This is a genomic window from Streptomyces sp. DS1-CR2 (assembly GCF_055760475.1).
Genome location: NZ_CM147085.1, coordinates 2,548,508 through 2,564,731 on the forward strand (window position 1 = coordinate 2,548,508; position 16,224 = coordinate 2,564,731).

Genomic DNA, 16,224 nt, shown 5'->3' on the forward strand with positions numbered 1-16,224 from the left:
ATGAGCATGTATTTCGGGGCGGGCTTTCGGGGGGAGCGGGTCTTTACAGCTCGGGCGGGTGCATGGTGAATCGGGCGTTGACGTTGGCGTAGACGGTTTGTCGCTGGGGTTCGAGGTCGAGGGGTGCGGGGGTGTCGTCGGGGGCGCCCGAGTAGGCGGCCATGCGCATGTGGGGTGCGCCGGGGACGGGTCCGTAGCGGTCGGGGTCTTCGGCTGCGGTGTCGGCGAGTTCGATGAGGGCGGCGAGGCGGGTGCCGAGGGCTTCGGCGTATTCGCGGGCGCGCTGGACGGCTTCGTGGACTGCTTGCTGTCGGGCGGTGCGGTGGACGGGTGAGTCGGGGCGCAGGGTCCACCAGGGGCCGTCGATGCGGGTGAGGTCCTGGTCGGCGAGGCGGGTGGTGAGTTCGCCGAGTGCGGTGAAGTCGGTGAGTTCGGCGGTGATGTGGACGCTGCCGTGGTAGGCGCGGATGCGTTCGGAGCGGCCGTGACGGGTGAGTTCGGGGGTGATGGAGAAGGCGCCGGTCTCAATTTTTTCGATGGCTTCTCCGTAGCTCTTGATGAGGTCGAGGGTGGCGGTGTTGCGGCGGGTGAGGTCGGTGAGGGCTTCGCGGCGGTCGGTGCCGCGGGCGTTGACGGTGATGCCGATGCGGGCGAGGTCGGGGTCGGTTTCGATGTGGGCTTCGCCGCGGACGGCGATGCGGGGGGCTTGGGGGGTGCCGTAGGGGGTGGCGGTGGGCTGGGTGCCGGGTGTCGTCTCGTCGGGGGTCATGGGGTCACTGTGGCAGCGTCGCATTGGACAGTCATCGGATTGAAACCTCGTGGGTCTGTTGCGTGTTGGGTTGAGGGGCCAGAATCTACGCGCGTTGCAAGTGTCGGTGAGTGGTGCCGGAGGGGATCTGAGATGGCGTTGAATCGCAGGAAGTTTCTGGGCAAGTCCGCTGCTACGGGTGCGGCCGTGGCGCTGACGGGGGCCGTGTCGGCGCCGGGCGCGCAGGCGCACGAGGGGCGGCCGAAGGGGCGTAGGCGGTACTCGTTCACTGTCATGGGGACGACGGATCTGCATGGTCATGTCTTCAACTGGGACTACTTCAAGGACGCGGAGTACTCGGATCCGGCGGGCAACGCGATGGGTCTGTCGCGGATCTCGACGCTGGTGGAGCAGATCCGTGTCGAGCGGGGCCGTCGGAACACGCTGCTGATCGACGCGGGCGACACGATCCAGGGGACGCCGCTGACGTACTACTTCGCGAAGGTGGATCCGATCACCGCGAAGGGTGGTCCGGTGCATCCGATGGCGCAGGCGATGAATTCGATCGGCTATGACGCGGTGGCGCTGGGGAACCACGAGTTCAACTACGGGATCGAGACGCTGCGTAAGTTCGAGTCTCAGTGTGACTTCCCGCTGCTCGGTGCGAATGCTGTGGACGCGAAGACGGAGAAGCCGGCGTTCCCGCCGTATTTCATGAAGCGGCTGCGCACTCCGTTCGGCAGGGACGTGAAGGTGGCGGTGCTCGGGTTGACGAATCCGGGGATCGCGATCTGGGACAAGGCGTATGTGCAGGGCAGGTTGAAGTTTCCCGGTCTTGAGGAGCAGGCCGCGAAGTGGGTGCCGAAGCTGCGGTCGATGGGTGCGGACGTGGTGATCGTGTCGGCGCATTCGGGGGCTTCGGGTACGTCGTCGTACGGGGATCAGGTTCCGTATGTGGAGAACGCGGCGGCGAATGTGGCGCGGCTGGTGCCGGGGATCGACGCGATTCTTGTGGGGCATGCGCATGTGGAGATTCCGCAGCAGCTGGTGACGAACGAGGAGACGGGCAAGGCGGTCGTGTTGTCGGAGCCGCTTTGTTATGCGGAGCGGCTGACGCTGTTCGACTTCGATCTGGTGTGGGAGAAGGGGCGTTGGTCGGTCGAGTCCGTGAAGGCGTCGCTGCGTGACTCGAAGACGGTGGCGGACGATCCGAAGATCACGAAGCTGCTTCAGGACGAGCATGCCGCGGTGGTGAAGTACGTCAATCAGGTGGTGGGCCGGGCGACGGTGGAGTTGACGACGGTCGACGCGCGGTACAAGGACGCGCCGATCATCGATCTGATCAACACGGTGCAGGCGGATGTGGTGAAGAAGGCGCTGGCGTCGACGGAGTACGCGTCGCTGCCGGTGCTTTCGCAGGCTTCGCCGTTCTCGCGGACGTCGTCGATTCCGGCGGGTGAGGTGACGATCCGGGATCTGTCGGGTCTGTATGTGTACGACAACACGCTGGTCGCGAAGTTGATGACGGGTGCGCAGGTGCGGGCGTACCTGGAGTTCTCGGCGGAGTATTTCGTGCAGACGGCGGCGGGCGCGGTCGTGGACGTGGACAAGCTGACGAACGCGAACAACCGGCCGGACTACAACTACGATTATGTGTCGGGGCTTTCGTACGACATCGACATCGCGCAGGCGGCGGGTTCGCGGATCAAGAATCTGACGTATCAGGGTGCGGCGCTGGATGACGCGCAGAAGTTCGTGTTCGCGGTGAACAACTACCGGGCGAACGGTGGCGGGGCGTTCCCGCATGTGGCGTCGGCGCAGGAGCTGTGGTCGGAGTCGACGGAGATCCGTACGCGGATCGCCGAGTGGGTGACGGCGAAGGGCACCCTGAACCCGGCGGAGTTCGCTTCGGTGGACTGGCGGCTGACGCGGGACGGTACGCCTGTGTTCTAGGGCCTCTCGTTGGGACCCTAGTTCTTGAGCTCGATGAGATGAGATGTGCCGCGTTCTCCGGACTGGGTCCGGGGGGCGCGGTTTTCGTTGGGGGTGAGGCCGAAGGTGGTGAAGGCGGTGCGCTGCGGGAGGGGGTAGGGGTCTTTGCCTGTGAGGGTGTTGAGGATGGTGGCGCTGCGCCAGGCGGCGAGGCCGAGGTCGGGGGCGCCGACTCCGTGGGTGTGGCGTTCGGCGTTCTGTACGTAGATGTTGCTGCCGGCGTCGGTGACGGTGGGGTCGAGGACGAGGCGGAACTGTTCGTCGATGCGGGGGCGTTCGCTGTTGTCGCGGCGGAGGTGGGGGTCCAGGCCGGTGAGCATGTGGTCGAGGGGGCGTTCGCGGTAGCCGGTGGCGAGGACGACGGCGTCGGTGGTGAGGCGGGAGCGGGTGTTCTGCCGGCGGTGTTCGAGGTGAAGTTCGACTTTGGTGGTGGCGACGCGGCCGGCGGTGCGGACAAAGACGCCGGGGGTGAGGGTGGCGTCGGGCCAGCCGCCGTGGAGGGTGCGCTGGTAGAGCTCGTCGTGGATGGCGGCGATGGTTTCGGCGTCGATGCCTTTGTGGAGCTGCCATTGGGCGGGGACGAGTCCGTCGCGTACGTCTTCGGGGAGGTGGTGGAAGTAGCGGGTGTAGTCGGGGGTGAAGTGTTCGAGGCCGAGCTTGGAGTACTCCATGGGGGCGAAGGCTTCGCTGCGGGCGAGCCAGTGGAGCTTTTCGCGGCCTTGGGGGCGGTTCTTGAGGAGGTCGAGGAAGATTTCGGCGCCTGACTGGCCTGATCCGATGACGGTGATGTGGCCGGCGGCGAGGAGTTCGGTGCGGTGGGTGAGGTAGTCGGCGGAGTGGATGACGGGGACGGTGGGGGCTTCGGCGAGGGGGCGCAGGGGTTCGGGGATGTAGGGGGCGGTGCCGACGCCGATGACGACGTTCTTGGTGTAGGTGCGGCCGAGTGCTTCGGCTTCGCCTTCGGTGTCGAGTTGGGTGAAGTCGACTTCGAAGAGGCGGTGTTCGGGGTTCCAGCGGACGGCGTCGACCTGGTGGCCGAAGTGGAGTCCGGGGAGGTTTTCGCTGACCCAGCGGCAGTAGGCGTCGTATTCGGCGCGCTGGATGTGGAAGCGCTCGGCGAAGTAGAAGGGGAAGAGGCGGTCGCGGGTTTTGAGGTAGTTGAGGAAGGACCAGGGGCTGGCGGGGTCGGCGAGGGTGACGAGGTCGGCGAGGAAGGGGACTTGGAGGGTGGTGCCGTCGATGAGGAGGCCGGGGTGCCAGTGGAAGGCGGGGCGTTGTTCGTAGAAGGCGGTGTCGAGTTCGGTGAGGGGGTGGGCGAGGGCGGCGAGGGAGAGGTTGAAGGGGCCGATGCCGATGCCGACGAGGTCGCGGGGTGCTTCGGGGTGCGGGGGCCTGGGGGTGGGGGCGGTGGTCATCGGGCTGTGTTTCCTTCCACCAGTTTCAGCAGCTGGGCCAGGTCGCCCGGCTGGGTGTGCGGGTTGAGCAGGGTGGCTTTGAGCCAGAGCCGGCCGTCGATGCGGGCGCGGCCGAGTACGGCGCGGCCTTGGGTGAGGAGGGTGCGGCGGATGTGGGCGATGCGTTCGTCGGGTGCGCCGTGGGGGCGGAAGAGGACGGTGCTGAGGGTGGGGGTGTCGTAGAGGTCGAAGCCGGGGTGGGCCTGGAGGGTGGCGGCGAACTCCTGTGCCTGGTCGCAGACTTGGTCGACGAGGGCGCCGAGTCCGGTGCGGCCGAGGGCTTTGAGGGTGACGGCGATCTTGAGGATGTCGGGGCGCCGGGTGGTGCGCAGGGAGCGGCCGAGGAGGTCGGGCAGGCCGGCTTCGGTGTCGTCGTTTGCGTTGAGGTAGTCGGCGTGGTGGGTGAGGGGCGCGAGGTCGGCGGGGTCGCGTACGGCGAGGAGGCCGGCGGCGACGGGCTGCCAGCCGAGTTTGTGCAGGTCGAGGGCGACGGTGTCGGCGCGGTCGAGGCCGGTGAGCTGGGTGCGGCGGGTGGGGCTGAAGAGGAGTCCGGCGCCGTACGCGGCGTCGATGTGGAGGCGGGCGCCGTGGGCTTCGCAGACGTCGGCGATCTCCGGGAGGGGGTCGATGAGTCCTGCGTCGGTGGTGCCGGCGGTGGCGGCGACCAGTTTGGGTCCTGGCAGGTCGGTGAGGGCTTCGTCGAGGGCGGCCGGGTCGAGGGTGCCGGTGGGGGCGGGCACGGTGACGGGGTCGGGGAGCCCGAGGAGCCAGGCTGCGCGGGGCAGGGAGTGGTGCGCGCCTGCGCCGGTGATGAGCTGGAGGGGGCCCTGCGAGGCGTGGGCTTCGCGGGCGAGGAGGACGGCGAGCTGGTTGGCCTCGGTTCCTCCGGTGGTGACCAGGGCCTGGGGGTGGCCGGGCTGACCAGGGTGCGCGGGCCGGCCGGGGTGACCAGGGTCGCCGTAGACCTCATGGGCGAGTGCGTCGGTGACGAGGGTTTCGAGGGCGGAGGCCGCGGGGGCCTGGTCCCAGGAGTCCATGGAGGGGTTGAGGGCCGAGGCGGCGAGGTCGGCGGCCGTGGCGAGGGCGAGGGGCGGGCAGTGGAGGTGGGCCGCGCACAGGGGGTCGGCGGGGTCGGCGGCGCCTTCGGCGAGGGCCTGTACGAGGGTGCGCAGCGCGGTGTCGGGGCCGGTGCCGTGGTGGGGCAGGGGGTCGCCGGCGAGTTGGCGCAGGCGGGCGGTGACGGTGTGGGGGCCGCCGGCGGGGAGGGGGCCGCCTCGGGCGGTGGCTCCGTCGTGGAGGGCGTCGAGGACGGTGTTGAGCAACGGCCGCAGGGCTTGGGGGCCTTGGGGGCCTCCGGCGAGGGGCGGCGGGTTGCTCATGGCGGTGTCCTTCGGGGGTGCGGTGGGCCTCCAGCCTGTCTGCGGTGGCGGTGGCGTGCCCGTCGATCACAACGATCGGAACCCGAAAGTGGTACTGCCGTGCGGGGATTGGGCGGCGGCGGGGTGGCTGGTGGTACGGGGTCCGGGCACGCCGGACCCCGTACATTCCAGGCCCTAGTAGGCGGTGGTGGCCGTCCTGATCTTCAAGGCGCGGGCGAGGTCGTCGAGTTGGTCGGCGAGTTTGCGGCGCAGGGCGGGGATGGGGTCGTCGTCCTCCAGGCAGGATTCGCCAAGGGTGAGGGTGTGGGTGTCGACGGCGTGGGCGGGGAAGGCCCAGCGTCCCGCGGCGTCGGCGACGGCGGGGCCACGGCGGTGGGCGACGGCTACCGCGTCGGGGAAGTAGCGGGCGACGTAGGGGTGCAGGAGGTCGCTCTGTTCGGGCTGCCAGAAGCCCTGGGCGGTGGCGGTGAAGAGGTAGTTGGAGAGTTCGTCGGTGGTGAACATGGCGTCCCAGGCGGCGCGTTTGGCGTCGGGGTCGGGCAGGGCCGCGCGGCAGCGGGCGGCGCCTTCCTGGCCGGTGGCGCTGGGGTCCTGGGTGAGTTCGGCCTCGATGACGGCGTCGTCGACGGCGCCGAGTACGCAGAGGCGGCCGAGGATGCGCCAGCGCAGTTCGGGGTCGAGTTCGGGGCCGCCGGGGACGCTGCCGCTGTCGTACCAGTCGCGGATGGTGTCGGCGTGTGCGGCACTGTCGATGAGGGTGCGCACGGCGGTGAGGCGCAGGCCGGGGTTGCTGCCGTCCTCGGTGCGCCGGATGAGGTCGGTGCACAGGTCGGTGACGAGGGCGAGTGCGTCGGGGCGTTCGGCGGGGGTGGTGTAGCGGTCGGCCACCTGGATGCGGGCGAAGGCCAGGACGCCCTGGACGTTGGCGAGTTCGCGTTCGCCGGGGAGGTGGGCGCGGGCGGCTTCGAGATAGGTGAGGGTTTCGAGTTCGCCGTCGCGGACCCTGTCGCGCAGGCAGTTCCACAGGACGGCGCGAGTGAGGGGGTCGGGCACGCGGGACAGGCTGCGCAGGGCGGTTTCCTCGGAGTGGAGGTCGAGGCGAATCTTGGCGTAGGTGAGGTCCTGGTCGTTGGGGACGACGAGGGCGGGGCGGGGGCCGGGGAGGCGGTGTTCACCGTCGACGGGGATGTCTGGGGTGGCGGGGATGGCCGGGATAGCTGGGATGTCGATGTCTCTCAGTTCCCGGCGGACGAGGGTGGCGCCGTCGATGAGGTCGCGGTCGTAGACGCCGACGGTGACGCGGTGGGGGCGGCTGCCGTCGCGGGTGAGGGTGAGTTCTGTCTGCCCCGGGTGTTCGGTGAGGGTGGCGGTGAGGGTGTCGACGCCGGTGGTGCGCAGCCAGGTGTCGGCCCAGGCGTGGACGTCGCGGTCCGTGTGGTGGGCGAGGGAGGCGATGAAGTCGGCGAGGGTGGCGTTGGCGAACTTGTGGCGCTGGAAGTGGGTGTTGATGCCGGCGAGGAAGTCCTTCTCGCCCAGCCAGGCGACCAGCTGCCGTAGTGCGGAAGCCCCCTTGGCGTAGGAGATGCCGTCGAAGTTGAGCAGGGCGGACGCGGTGTCGGGGACCGCGTCGGCGTCGGGGGCGACGGGGTGGGTGGAGGGGCGCTGGTCGGCGTCGTATCCCCAGGCCTTGCGGGACACTCCGAAGTCGACCCAGGTGTCCTTGAAGCGGGTGGCTTCGGTGAGGGTCTGGTAGCCCATGTATTCGGCGAAGGACTCGTTGAGCCAGATGTCGTCCCACCATTGGAGGGTGACGAGGTCGCCGAACCACATGTGGGCCATTTCGTGGGCGATGACCATGGCGCGGGTCTGGCGTTCGGTGTCGGTGACGGCGGAGCGGTGGACGAACTCGTCGCGGAAGGTGACGAGTCCGGGGTTCTCCATGGCGCCGGCGTTGAACTCGGGGACGAACGCCTGGTCGTAGGAGTCGAAGGGGTAGGGCTCCTCGAACTTCTCGTGGTAGCGGTCGTAGCAGGCGCGGGTGATGTCGAGGATTTCTTCGGCGTCGGCGTCGAGGTAGGGGGCGAGGGAACGGCGGCAGTGCAGGCCGAAGGGCAGGCCGCGGTGCTCGGTGCGTACGGAGTGCCAGGGTCCGGCGGCGACGGCGACGAGGTAGGTGGACAGCAACGGGGTGGTGGCGGCCTGCCACTTCCCCTCGCCGAGGTACTCGGTGACGCTGTTGGCGAGGACGGTCCAGCCGTCGGGGGCGGTGACGGTGAGGTCGAATACGGCCTTCAGGTCGGGCTGGTCGAAGGCGGCGAAGACGCGCTGGACGTCTTCCATGAACAGTTGCGTGTAGACGTACGTCTCGCCGTCGGCGGGGTCGGTGAAGCGGTGCATGCCTTCGCCGGTGTGCGAGTAGGCCATGGCGGCTTCGACGCGCAGTTCGTGCGGGCCGGGGGTGAGTCCGGTGAGGGGGAGCCGGTTGCCGTCGAGTGCGGCGGGGTCCAGGGGCTGTCCGTCGAGGGTGACGGATCGCAGGGCTGCGGGCCTGACCTCGACGAAGGTGTCTCCGGCGGTGCGGGTGGTGAAGCCGATGACGGTGGTGGAGTCGAAGGTGTCGGCTCCGCGGGTGAGGTCGAGGTCGATCTCGTACCGCTGGACGTCGATGAGCCGGGCTCGGGTCTGCGCTTCGTCGCGCGTCAGTACGGGCATTTGGTTATCGTGCCGTACGCCTCCGGCGGGGAACAGGGTGGACGGGGCGAGGGGCTGGTGCCCGTCGGCGCGATGTCCCGGCGCCTGTGCCGAGGCCTCGGGGCTCCGCCCCGGACCCCGCTCCTCAATCGCCGGAGGGGCTTGAACTGGCGGCGATCTGCTCGTGGTGGCGGATGACCTCGCTGATGATGAAATTCAGGAGTTTCTCGGCGAACGCGGGGTCGAGTTTGGCGCTCTCGGCGAGCTGGCGCAGGCGGGTGATCTGGCTGGCCTCGCGGGAGGGGTCGGCCGGGGGCAGGGCGTGTTCGGCCTTGAGGTGGCCGACCTGCTGGGTGCATTTGAAGCGTTCGGCGAGCATGTGGACGACAGCGGCGTCGATGTTGTCGATGCTGTCGCGCAGGCGGGCGAGTTCGGCGCGGACGGCGGAGTCCACGGTGTCCGCGGCGTTGCTGTTGGTCATGGGAGGAAACCCTACGTGGCGCGAGGGCGCTCGATCGTGGGGCCCGGGGAGCGCAGCATCGGCGGGTCGTCGGGGTCGGGGACCGTGTGCGACCAGCCGCCGGGGACGGTGCGGCCCTGCTGTTCGCGGAAGCGGACGGGCGCGGTGCCGACGCGGCGGGTGAACAGGCGGGAGAAGTAGGCGGGGTCGTCGTAGCCGACGCGGCGGGCGACGGCGGCGACGGGGAGTTCGGTGGCGGCGAGGAGTTCCTTGGCGCGGCCGAGGCGGATGCCGAGGAGGTAGTCCTTTGGGCTGCAGCCCGCGCCGCGGCGTACGGCGGTGCGCAGTTCGGCGGGGGTCATGCCGTGGCGGGCGGCGTGTTCGGCGACGGACAGGGGCTGGAAGGCGTCGCGGGCGAGGGACTGGAGTACGGGGTCGCCGTCGGGGGCCATGTCGGCACGGGCGCGGCGCAGGGCGACGAGGAGTTCGTGGACGGCGGCGGCGGTCTCGACTTCGAGGAGGGGGTTGCCGCGGCGGGCGGCGCGGGCGATGCGGCCGACGGCGGTGCGGGCGTGTGCGGCGTCGGAGAGCGGGACGACGGGGCGTTCGGGCTCTATGTAGCCGAGTTCGGTGTACGTGGTGGTGGCGGGGCCGGTGAAGTCGACGAAGCACTCGTCCCAGCCGGTGTCGGGGTCGGGCCCGTAGTGGTGGGGGGTGCCGGGGGTGACCCAGATGAGGGCGGGTGCGGTGACGGCGGTGCGGCGGCCGTCAGGGGCCTGGTACCAGCCGCGTCCGGCGGTGATGACGACGGCGACGTGGTGGTCGAGGGTGCGGGGGCCGACGGTGGGCAGGGCGCCGTACTGGAGGCCGACGCCGAGGCAGACGAGGCCGAGGCGGTGGTGGGCCGGGCTGGGGGTGAAATACCGCATCCAGGTGTGGTACATCCGCTTGCGTCCCTTCCTGGGCGGGTGTGGTGCCGGTGGTGCGCGCGTTCCGTCCAAACAGGGCTGATCTTTGTCCATGGACCGTGCCGCCCGCCAGAGGTGATCGTGGCGGGCAGTACGTGAGCGAGAGGGACATGATGGCCGGGTTCACAGTGGGCGAGGACGACTTCGAGGTCGACGGGCGGCCGGTGCGGCTCCTGTCGGGGGCGCTGCACTACTTCCGGGTGCACGAGGAGCAGTGGGGGCACCGTCTCGCGATGCTGCGGGCGATGGGCCTGAACTGTGTGGAGACGTACGTCCCGTGGAATCTGCACGAGCCGCGTCCCGGCGAGCTGCGTGACGTGGGGGCTCTGGGCCGGTTCCTGGACGCGGTGCGCGAGGCGGGGCTGTGGGCGATCGTGCGTCCGGGTCCCTATATCTGTGCCGAGTGGGAGAACGGCGGGCTGCCGCACTGGCTGACGGGTCCGCTGGGCTCGCGGGTGCGGACCAGGGACGGCGAGTTCCTGGCGGCGGTGGACCGCTGGTTCGCGGCGCTGCTCCCCCAGGTCGTGGAGCGGCAGTTCGGCCGGGGCGGCCCGGTGATCATGGTGCAGGTGGAGAACGAGTACGGGTCGTACGGCTCGGACCAGGTGTATCTGGCGCATCTCGCGGACGGTCTGCGCGGGCTCGGGGTGACGGTGCCGCTCTTCACGTCGGACGGTCCGGACGACCACATGCTGACGGGCGGGTCGGTACCGGGTGTCCTCGCGACGGCGAACTTCGGGTCGAACGCGCGGGGCGGTTTCGAGACGCTGCGCCGGCACCGGCCCAAGGGTCCGCTGATGTGCATGGAGTTCTGGTGCGGCTGGTTCGACCACTGGGGCGCGGATCATGTCGTGCGCGGCGCCGAGGACGCGGCGGCAGCTTTGCGGGAGATCCTGGCGTGCGGGGCGTCGGTCAATCTGTACATGGCGCACGGCGGGACGAGTTTCGGCGGCTGGGCGGGGGCGAACCGTGCGGGGCCGTTGCACGAGGGCCTGCTCCGGCCCGATGTGACGTCGTACGACTACGACGCGCCGGTCGACGAGCACGGGCGGCCGACGGAGAAGTTCTGGCGCTTCCGTGAGGTGTTCGCCGCGTACGCGGACGAGCCGCTTGTGGACGTGCCCGGGCAGCCGGCGGCGCTGGCCGCAGCGGTGACGGCGGAGCTGACCTCGTACGTGCCGCTGGACGCGGTCCTGGACGGGCTCGGTTCGGCGGAGGGTGAGTACGCGGTGCCGCCGACGTTCGAGGAGCTCGACGTGGACCGGGGGCTGGTCCGCTACAGCGTCGACGTGCCGGGGCCGCGCCGGGCGTATCCGCTGCGGGTGGCGGGGCTGCGGGACCGCGCCGTGGTGTATGTGGACGGGGTGCGGGCCGGGGTGCTCACGGAGGACGAGCCGGTCCTCGCGGAGCCCGTCGCGGGACCCGCGCACATCGAGCTGTGGGTGGAGTCGCTGGGCCGGGTCAACTACGGGCCGCGCACGGGTGAGTCGAAGGGCATCACGGGCGGGGTGCTGCACGAGCGGCAGTATCTGCACGGGGTGCGGGCGCAGGCGCTGCGCCTGGACGCGTTCGACGACGCGGACGCGGTGCGGGGCCTGGCGCCGGCGGACGGGTCTGCGGGGGCGGCCGGCCTGTACCGCGGCATGTTCGAGGTGAGCGGCGCCGGGGATGCGGAGCTCGAACTGCCGGGCTGGACACGGGGGTTCGTGTGGGTGAACGGCTTCAGCCTGGGACGCTATTGGTCGGTCGGCCCGCAGCACTCGCTGTACGTTCCCGGTCCCGTGCTGCGGGAGGGCCGCAACGAGGTGTGGGTGCTTGATACGGAGGCGGCGGGCGAGCCGCGCGTGACGTTGTCGTAGGCACCGCCGGGCGGACGTACGGGGCCGGTTCCGGATCACGGAACCGGCCCCTCTTTACGCGCGACGGGGTGCGGGCCGCTCTCCGTGGGAGCCGGCGGGCACGGTCCTCGCTGCGCTCATGGTGGGGCGCGCTGATCACGATGGTGCGTGCGGAGCGTGCGGGCCCATGGACAAAGGGGGGAGAGGTCTTGGACTGATCGCGCACGGTGGGCCTGCCGGATCCCGCCGTACAGTGGAGTTCCGGTGTCCGGGCGGTGGTGCCCGGGCGGCCCCAGGGGGTGCGGGCGTGGCGAACGGCGGACCGGTGGAGCACGGCTTTCCGCATCTGGAGACGGTGCGGGCGGCGGTGACCGCGCTGTACAAGCGGCTCTCGTACGACACCGTGCACGCCTTCGAGACGAGTGTCGCCCCGGTCGACGTGGCGTTCTGCGACCAGGACGACCTGTATCTGGGGGCGCAGCGGGTGGCGCGTGAGCTGGTGCGGCACTACCGGCTGCCGGACGCGCGGATGATCGTCAGTTTCCGCGAGATGACGCACGCGGCGAATGTGGAGCTGGCGGCGGGTCCGGAGTACTTCATCGAGCTGAACGACCGGTTCCGTACACATCAGCGTGACATCGGGGCCGCGCTCGCCCATGAGGTCATGCACGTCTATCTGCACCGGCTCGGGCTCTCGTTCCCGGGGACGCGGGACAACGAGATCCTCACGGACACGGCGACCACCTATCTGGGGGCCGGCTGGCTGCTGCTCGACGCGTACCGGGAGGACGCGGCGTCGTCGCAGAAGCTCGGCTATCTCACGCCGGAGGAGTTCGGTTACGTCCTGGCCAAGCGGTCGCTGGCGTTCGGTGAGGCGCCGGAGACGTGGTTCACCAGTGCGCAGGCCTACACCGCGTACACGAAGGGGCTGGCGCGGGCGCGGGCCGACGAGCAGCGGCCGCCGCTGACGGCGGCCGGGTGGGCGGGGCGGCGGCGGTACGCGAAGGACCGGCGTGAGGCGCGGGAGAGCGGGGTGGGCACGGTGGCGCCGGGCGGTGCGTACGCGTTCTCGACGGAGGGGTCCGCGCTGCGGGTGACGTTTCCGTGCCCGACGTGCCATCAGCGGATCAGGGTGCCGGTGCGGGGCCGGGTGCGGGCGCGGTGCGCACTGTGCCACACCGCCATGGATTGCGACACATAGCCTCAAATCGCTTTGCGTTCACCCCGGGTGAGGGGCGATGGTCGACAGATGGACGAAGAGCTGAAGGCGGGCGCGGGCGGCCTGTTCGACGCGGTGTACGGCGGTGACGAGGACGCGGTGGTGCGGGCTCTGCGCGCGGGTGCCGCGGCGGACGAGCCGGACGACGAGGGCCGTACGGCGCTCTATCTGGCGTCGGTGAGCGACGAGCCGGGCATCGTACGGCTGCTGTTGTCGGCCGGGGCTGACCCGGACCGGCTGAGCAGTGGCTCGGATCTGCCGCTGTGCGGGGCGGCGTGCGGCGGGCACACGGAGGTCGTGCGGGCGCTGCTCGCGGCGGGCGCGCGGGTCGATCTGCGCGAGGAGTTCGGGTTCACGGCGATGACGTGGGCGCTCCAGCGCGGGCACGAAGGGGTGGTGCGTGCGCTGCTCGACGGCGGCGCGGATCCGCAGCTGCCGGGTCCCGGCGGCGGGCTTTTGCTGGTCGCGGCGGCGAGGCGCGGGTCGACGGGGTGTGTGCGGGCGCTGCTCGAACACGGCGCGCCGGGGCGGACCGAGGCGCTCGCGGAGGCGCTGGCCTGGTGCGGTGTGGATGTGGCGGCGGTGCTGCGTGCGGGCCTTGAGCAGCCGCAGAGCGAGACGGTGACGCAGCAGTTCACAGAGGACGGTGGGGTGACCGTGGTCGTGGAGCTGCTGGACGAGGAGGGGCGGCCGCGTTCGGGCAACGACATGCAGACGGGGCACGCGGCGATCGCCACGCTCCTGGAGGCGGACCTGGGTGTCGTGACGCCGGCCGCCGAGCTTGCGGAGCGTGCGCTGCGTCGCGGCGACCCGGACGACGACGACTGGACCGAGGCCGTTGCGGTGCTCCAGGCGCGCGGTGACGAGGAGACGTATCGGTCGGCGTCCGCGTGGTGCGCGAGCGATGAGGCGCTGCGGCGGGCCTTCGGGGCGGACGTGCTCGGGCAGTTGGGGCCGCGGGGCCGGTACACGGCCAGGTCGCTGCCCGTGCTGCGCGCCCTGGCCCGAACGGCCCGCGACAGCGCGGGTCTGCGCTCGGCGGTCGTCGCGCTCGGCCATCTCGGGGATCCGGCCGCGCTGCCGGAAATCCTGCTCCACGCCGGGCATCGGGAGCCGCGGGTGCGGCGCGCGGTGGCGCTCGCCCTGACGGGCCTGGTGCCCGCCGGTCACGACGAGGCCGTCGCCGCACTGGTCGCGCTGGCCCACGACGCGGACGGCGATGTGCGCAACTGGGCCGCGGCGGCGCTCGCCGCGGCGCCTGCCGACACGGCCGAGGTGCGCGACGCGCTGGCCGCGCTCCTCGAAGACCCGGTCGCGGACGCCGCGGCGGAGGCGGCCCGCGGTCTGGCGCTGCGCCACGATCCGCGGGCCGTCGAGGCGCTCGCGCGGATCCTCGCCTGTCAGGCGCCGGGCGGGTACGCGCACGACACGGCGCGGGACGCGATCCGCCACGTCCCGAATGCGCGGGTCAGAGCCCGTCTTGAGTGGACGGTCCCGCGATGTCGCTGACGGCGGCCCAGCTGAACGCCATGGCGGGCCCGATCGTCGCGCCGGGCCCGGGTACGTCTCCACCCGCGGTGCGGTGCACCGAGGTGGGCCAGACGGTGGGTCGGAGCCGGTACGTGGAGGGAGGCCGGATTCCCGCTCAGCGGGAAGGTGACGCAGCTCAGCGGGAAGGTGTCGGGGTGGGCTCGCAGGGGCGGGGCACGCCCCCTACGGGGCGTCACCCGCTCCCGTACACCGCCCCCGGAACCTCCGCCCTGCCGAGGAGTTCCCTCGCCGCCTCCCCGGCCTCGGCCGGGGTCCAGCGTGCCGCCTTGTCGGCGGTGGGGCCCGGGCGCCAGCCCTCCATGACCGTGATGCGGCCGGCCTCCGCCTCGAAGACGCGGCCGGTCACACCGTCGCTCGCGGCGGAGCCGAGCCACACCACCACCGGCGACACGTTCTCCGGGGCCATCGCGTCGAAGCCGTCCTCGGGGGCGGCCATCGTGTCGGCGAACGTGCGCTCCGTCATGCGGGTGCGGGCCGCCGGCGCGACCGCGTTCACCTGCACCCCGTACCGCGCCATCTCCGCCGCGGCGACCAGGGTCAGGCCCACGATGCCGGCCTTCGCCGCGCTGTAGTTGCCCTGCCCCACCGAGCCGAGCAGCCCCGCCCCCGACGACGTGTTCACGACCCGGGCCGAGGGCGTCCTGCCCGCCTTCGCCTCCGTGCGCCAGTGCGCCGCCGCGTGCTTCAAGGGCAGGAAGTGGCCCTTGAGATGCACCCGCATGACCGCGTCCCAGTCGTCCTCGTCGAGGTTGACCAGCATCCGGTCGCGGAGAAAGCCCGCGTTGTTGACCAGTGTGTCCAGGCGCCCGAAGGTGTCGAGGGCCGTGGCGACGAGGGACGCGGCGCCCTGCGTGGTCGCGATGTCACCGCCGTGGGCGACCGCCTCGCCGCCCAGGACCCGTATCTCCTCGACCACTTGGGCCGCCGGACTGTCCGGCGCCGGTGCCCCGTCCAGGCCCACCCCCAGATCGTTGACCACGATCCGTGCGCCCTCGGCGGCGAACGCCAGCGCGTGCGCGCGCCCCAAGCCTCGCCCGGCCCCCGTCACGATCACGACCCGCCCCGCACACAGCCCCGAACCAGCACCCGCACCCATATCCGCTCCCGTGCCCTTCTCCATGTCACGCCTCCTTGTTGACAGTTGCCGCGTCCAGGAACGCCGGTCGCTCCCCGCCTCCGTGCACCAGGAGGCTCGCCCCCGTGATGTACGACGCCGCGTCCGAGGCGAGGAACACCGCGGCGTCCCCGATCTCCGACGGCTCGGCGAGGCGGCCGACCGGCACCGTGCGCCCCACCGCCGCCACGCCTTCCTCGTCCCCGTAGTGCAGATGGGACATCTCGGTGCGCACCATCCCGAGGACCAGCGTGTTCACCCGTATCTCGGGCGCCCACTCCACCGCCATCGAGCGCGCCAGGTTCTCCAGGCCCGCCTTGGCCGCCCCGTAGGCCGCCGTGCCCGGCGAGGGTCTCGCGCCACTCACGCTGCCGATCATCACGACGGCGCCACGCGTACGCCGCAGTTGCTCCCGCGCGGCCAGCGACGCGGTCATCGGCGCCGTGAGATTGAGCTCGACCACGCGCGCGTGCCGCTCCGCGTCGGACTCGCCGAGCAGCCGGTACGGCGTGCCTCCCGCGTTGTTCACCAGCACGTCCACCCGGTCGAGGCCCGCGAAGAAGCGCCGTACGGCCGGACCGTCCCGCAGGTCGACCGGTATGAACTCGCAGCCGGGCAGCGGCTCTTCGGGGGGTCTGCGCGCACACACCACGACATCCGCCCCCGCCCGCACGAACGCCGCCGCGATCCCGGCCCCCACGCCCCGCGTGCCCCCGGTGACGACCGCGACCTTCCCCCTCAGGGGCCTTGAGCTCAGATTCATGCCGTCCACCCCAGGTCCATTCCGCTCGTCCCCATCGCCTGCTACCT

Annotated in this window: 12 protein-coding genes; 4 read left to right on the forward strand and 8 right to left on the reverse strand. The window is 71.2% G+C overall.

Annotation, left to right across the window (positions count from 1 at the left end; translation table 11 throughout):
• Window positions 1-43: 43 nt before the first annotated feature.
• Window positions 44-769: an SIMPL domain-containing protein gene (locus ACY0PA_RS12595; protein WP_473084705.1), complete on the reverse strand. Its 726-nt coding sequence runs from the start codon at window positions 767-769 to the stop codon at window positions 44-46.
• A 132-nt stretch (window positions 770-901) separates the two neighbouring features.
• On the opposite strand from ACY0PA_RS12595, the gene ACY0PA_RS12600 reads away from it, so the two are divergent.
• Complete coding sequence (locus ACY0PA_RS12600) at window positions 902-2,701, forward strand: bifunctional metallophosphatase/5'-nucleotidase (RefSeq protein WP_473086302.1); 1,800 nt, start codon at window positions 902-904, stop codon at window positions 2,699-2,701.
• A gap of 17 nt (window positions 2,702-2,718) precedes the next feature.
• Here ACY0PA_RS12600 and ACY0PA_RS12605 read toward each other — a convergent pair whose 3' ends face one another.
• The 5 genes from ACY0PA_RS12605 to ACY0PA_RS12625 form a co-directional block, all read right to left on the reverse strand.
• Window positions 2,719-4,155, reverse strand: a complete 1,437-nt coding sequence (locus ACY0PA_RS12605; RefSeq protein ID WP_473084706.1) for a lysine N(6)-hydroxylase/L-ornithine N(5)-oxygenase family protein — start codon at window positions 4,153-4,155, stop codon at window positions 2,719-2,721.
• Window positions 4,152-5,573, reverse strand: coding sequence for a pyridoxal phosphate-dependent decarboxylase family protein (locus ACY0PA_RS12610; protein WP_473084707.1), 1,422 nt, complete (start codon window positions 5,571-5,573; stop codon window positions 4,152-4,154). The genes ACY0PA_RS12605 and ACY0PA_RS12610 overlap by 4 nt, the downstream gene beginning before the upstream one ends.
• A 174-nt stretch (window positions 5,574-5,747) precedes the next feature.
• Window positions 5,748-8,285, reverse strand: coding sequence for an aminopeptidase N (pepN, locus tag ACY0PA_RS12615; protein ID WP_473084708.1), 2,538 nt, complete (start codon window positions 8,283-8,285; stop codon window positions 5,748-5,750).
• Window positions 8,286-8,409: 124 nt separating this feature from the next.
• On the reverse strand, window positions 8,410-8,745 hold the full coding sequence (locus ACY0PA_RS12620; RefSeq protein WP_473084709.1) for a chorismate mutase: 336 nt from the start codon (window positions 8,743-8,745) through the stop codon (window positions 8,410-8,412).
• An 11-nt stretch (window positions 8,746-8,756) separates the two neighbouring features.
• Window positions 8,757-9,668 carry a helix-turn-helix domain-containing protein gene (locus ACY0PA_RS12625; RefSeq protein ID WP_473084710.1) on the reverse strand — a complete coding sequence of 304 codons (912 nt, stop codon included), beginning with the start codon at window positions 9,666-9,668 and terminating at the stop codon, window positions 8,757-8,759.
• A gap of 137 nt (window positions 9,669-9,805) precedes the next feature.
• On the opposite strand from ACY0PA_RS12625, the gene ACY0PA_RS12630 reads away from it, so the two are divergent.
• The 3 genes from ACY0PA_RS12630 (at window position 9,806) to ACY0PA_RS12640 (ending at window position 14,258) form a co-directional block, all read left to right on the forward strand.
• Window positions 9,806-11,551: a beta-galactosidase gene (locus ACY0PA_RS12630; RefSeq protein WP_473086303.1), complete on the forward strand. Its 1,746-nt coding sequence runs from the start codon at window positions 9,806-9,808 to the stop codon at window positions 11,549-11,551.
• A 286-nt stretch (window positions 11,552-11,837) separates the two neighbouring features.
• Window positions 11,838-12,731, forward strand: a complete 894-nt coding sequence (locus ACY0PA_RS12635) for a hypothetical protein (protein ID WP_473084711.1) — start codon at window positions 11,838-11,840, stop codon at window positions 12,729-12,731.
• A 48-nt stretch (window positions 12,732-12,779) separates the two neighbouring features.
• Window positions 12,780-14,258, forward strand: a complete 1,479-nt coding sequence (locus tag ACY0PA_RS12640; RefSeq protein ID WP_473084712.1) for an ankyrin repeat domain-containing protein — start codon at window positions 12,780-12,782, stop codon at window positions 14,256-14,258.
• 214 nt (window positions 14,259-14,472) lie between these two features.
• On the opposite strand, the gene ACY0PA_RS12645 is transcribed toward ACY0PA_RS12640, so the two are convergent.
• Both ACY0PA_RS12645 and ACY0PA_RS12650 read right to left on the reverse strand, forming a co-directional pair.
• The gene (locus ACY0PA_RS12645) at window positions 14,473-15,420 is read right to left on the reverse strand and encodes an SDR family oxidoreductase (RefSeq protein WP_473084713.1); all 948 of its coding nucleotides are present in this window, start codon (window positions 15,418-15,420) and stop codon (window positions 14,473-14,475) included.
• A gap of 1 nt (window position 15,421) precedes the next feature.
• Window positions 15,422-16,177, reverse strand: coding sequence for an SDR family oxidoreductase (locus ACY0PA_RS12650; protein WP_473084714.1), 756 nt, complete (start codon window positions 16,175-16,177; stop codon window positions 15,422-15,424).
• Window positions 16,178-16,224: the final 47 nt, after the last annotated feature.

Excerpts from the sequence above, each read along its gene's own strand:
- ACY0PA_RS12640 (WP_473084712.1), top strand. The coding sequence starts at position 12,780 with ATGGACGAAGAGCTGAAGGCGGGCGCGGGCGGCCTGTTCGACGCGGTG.
- ACY0PA_RS12620 (WP_473084709.1), bottom strand. The coding sequence starts at position 8,745 with ATGACCAACAGCAACGCCGCGGACACCGTGGACTCCGCCGTCCGCGCC.
- ACY0PA_RS12630 (WP_473086303.1), top strand. The coding sequence starts at position 9,806 with ATGGCCGGGTTCACAGTGGGCGAGGACGACTTCGAGGTCGACGGGCGG.
- ACY0PA_RS12610 (WP_473084707.1), bottom strand. The coding sequence starts at position 5,573 with ATGAGCAACCCGCCGCCCCTCGCCGGAGGCCCCCAAGGCCCCCAAGCC.
- ACY0PA_RS12645 (WP_473084713.1), bottom strand. The coding sequence starts at position 15,420 with ATGGAGAAGGGCACGGGAGCGGATATGGGTGCGGGTGCTGGTTCGGGG.
- ACY0PA_RS12605 (WP_473084706.1), bottom strand. The coding sequence starts at position 4,155 with ATGACCACCGCCCCCACCCCCAGGCCCCCGCACCCCGAAGCACCCCGC.
- ACY0PA_RS12600 (WP_473086302.1), top strand. The coding sequence starts at position 902 with ATGGCGTTGAATCGCAGGAAGTTTCTGGGCAAGTCCGCTGCTACGGGT.
- ACY0PA_RS12595 (WP_473084705.1), bottom strand. The coding sequence starts at position 769 with ATGACCCCCGACGAGACGACACCCGGCACCCAGCCCACCGCCACCCCC.
- ACY0PA_RS12625 (WP_473084710.1), bottom strand. The coding sequence starts at position 9,668 with ATGTACCACACCTGGATGCGGTATTTCACCCCCAGCCCGGCCCACCAC.
- ACY0PA_RS12650 (WP_473084714.1), bottom strand. The coding sequence starts at position 16,177 with ATGAATCTGAGCTCAAGGCCCCTGAGGGGGAAGGTCGCGGTCGTCACC.
- pepN (WP_473084708.1), bottom strand. The coding sequence starts at position 8,285 with ATGCCCGTACTGACGCGCGACGAAGCGCAGACCCGAGCCCGGCTCATC.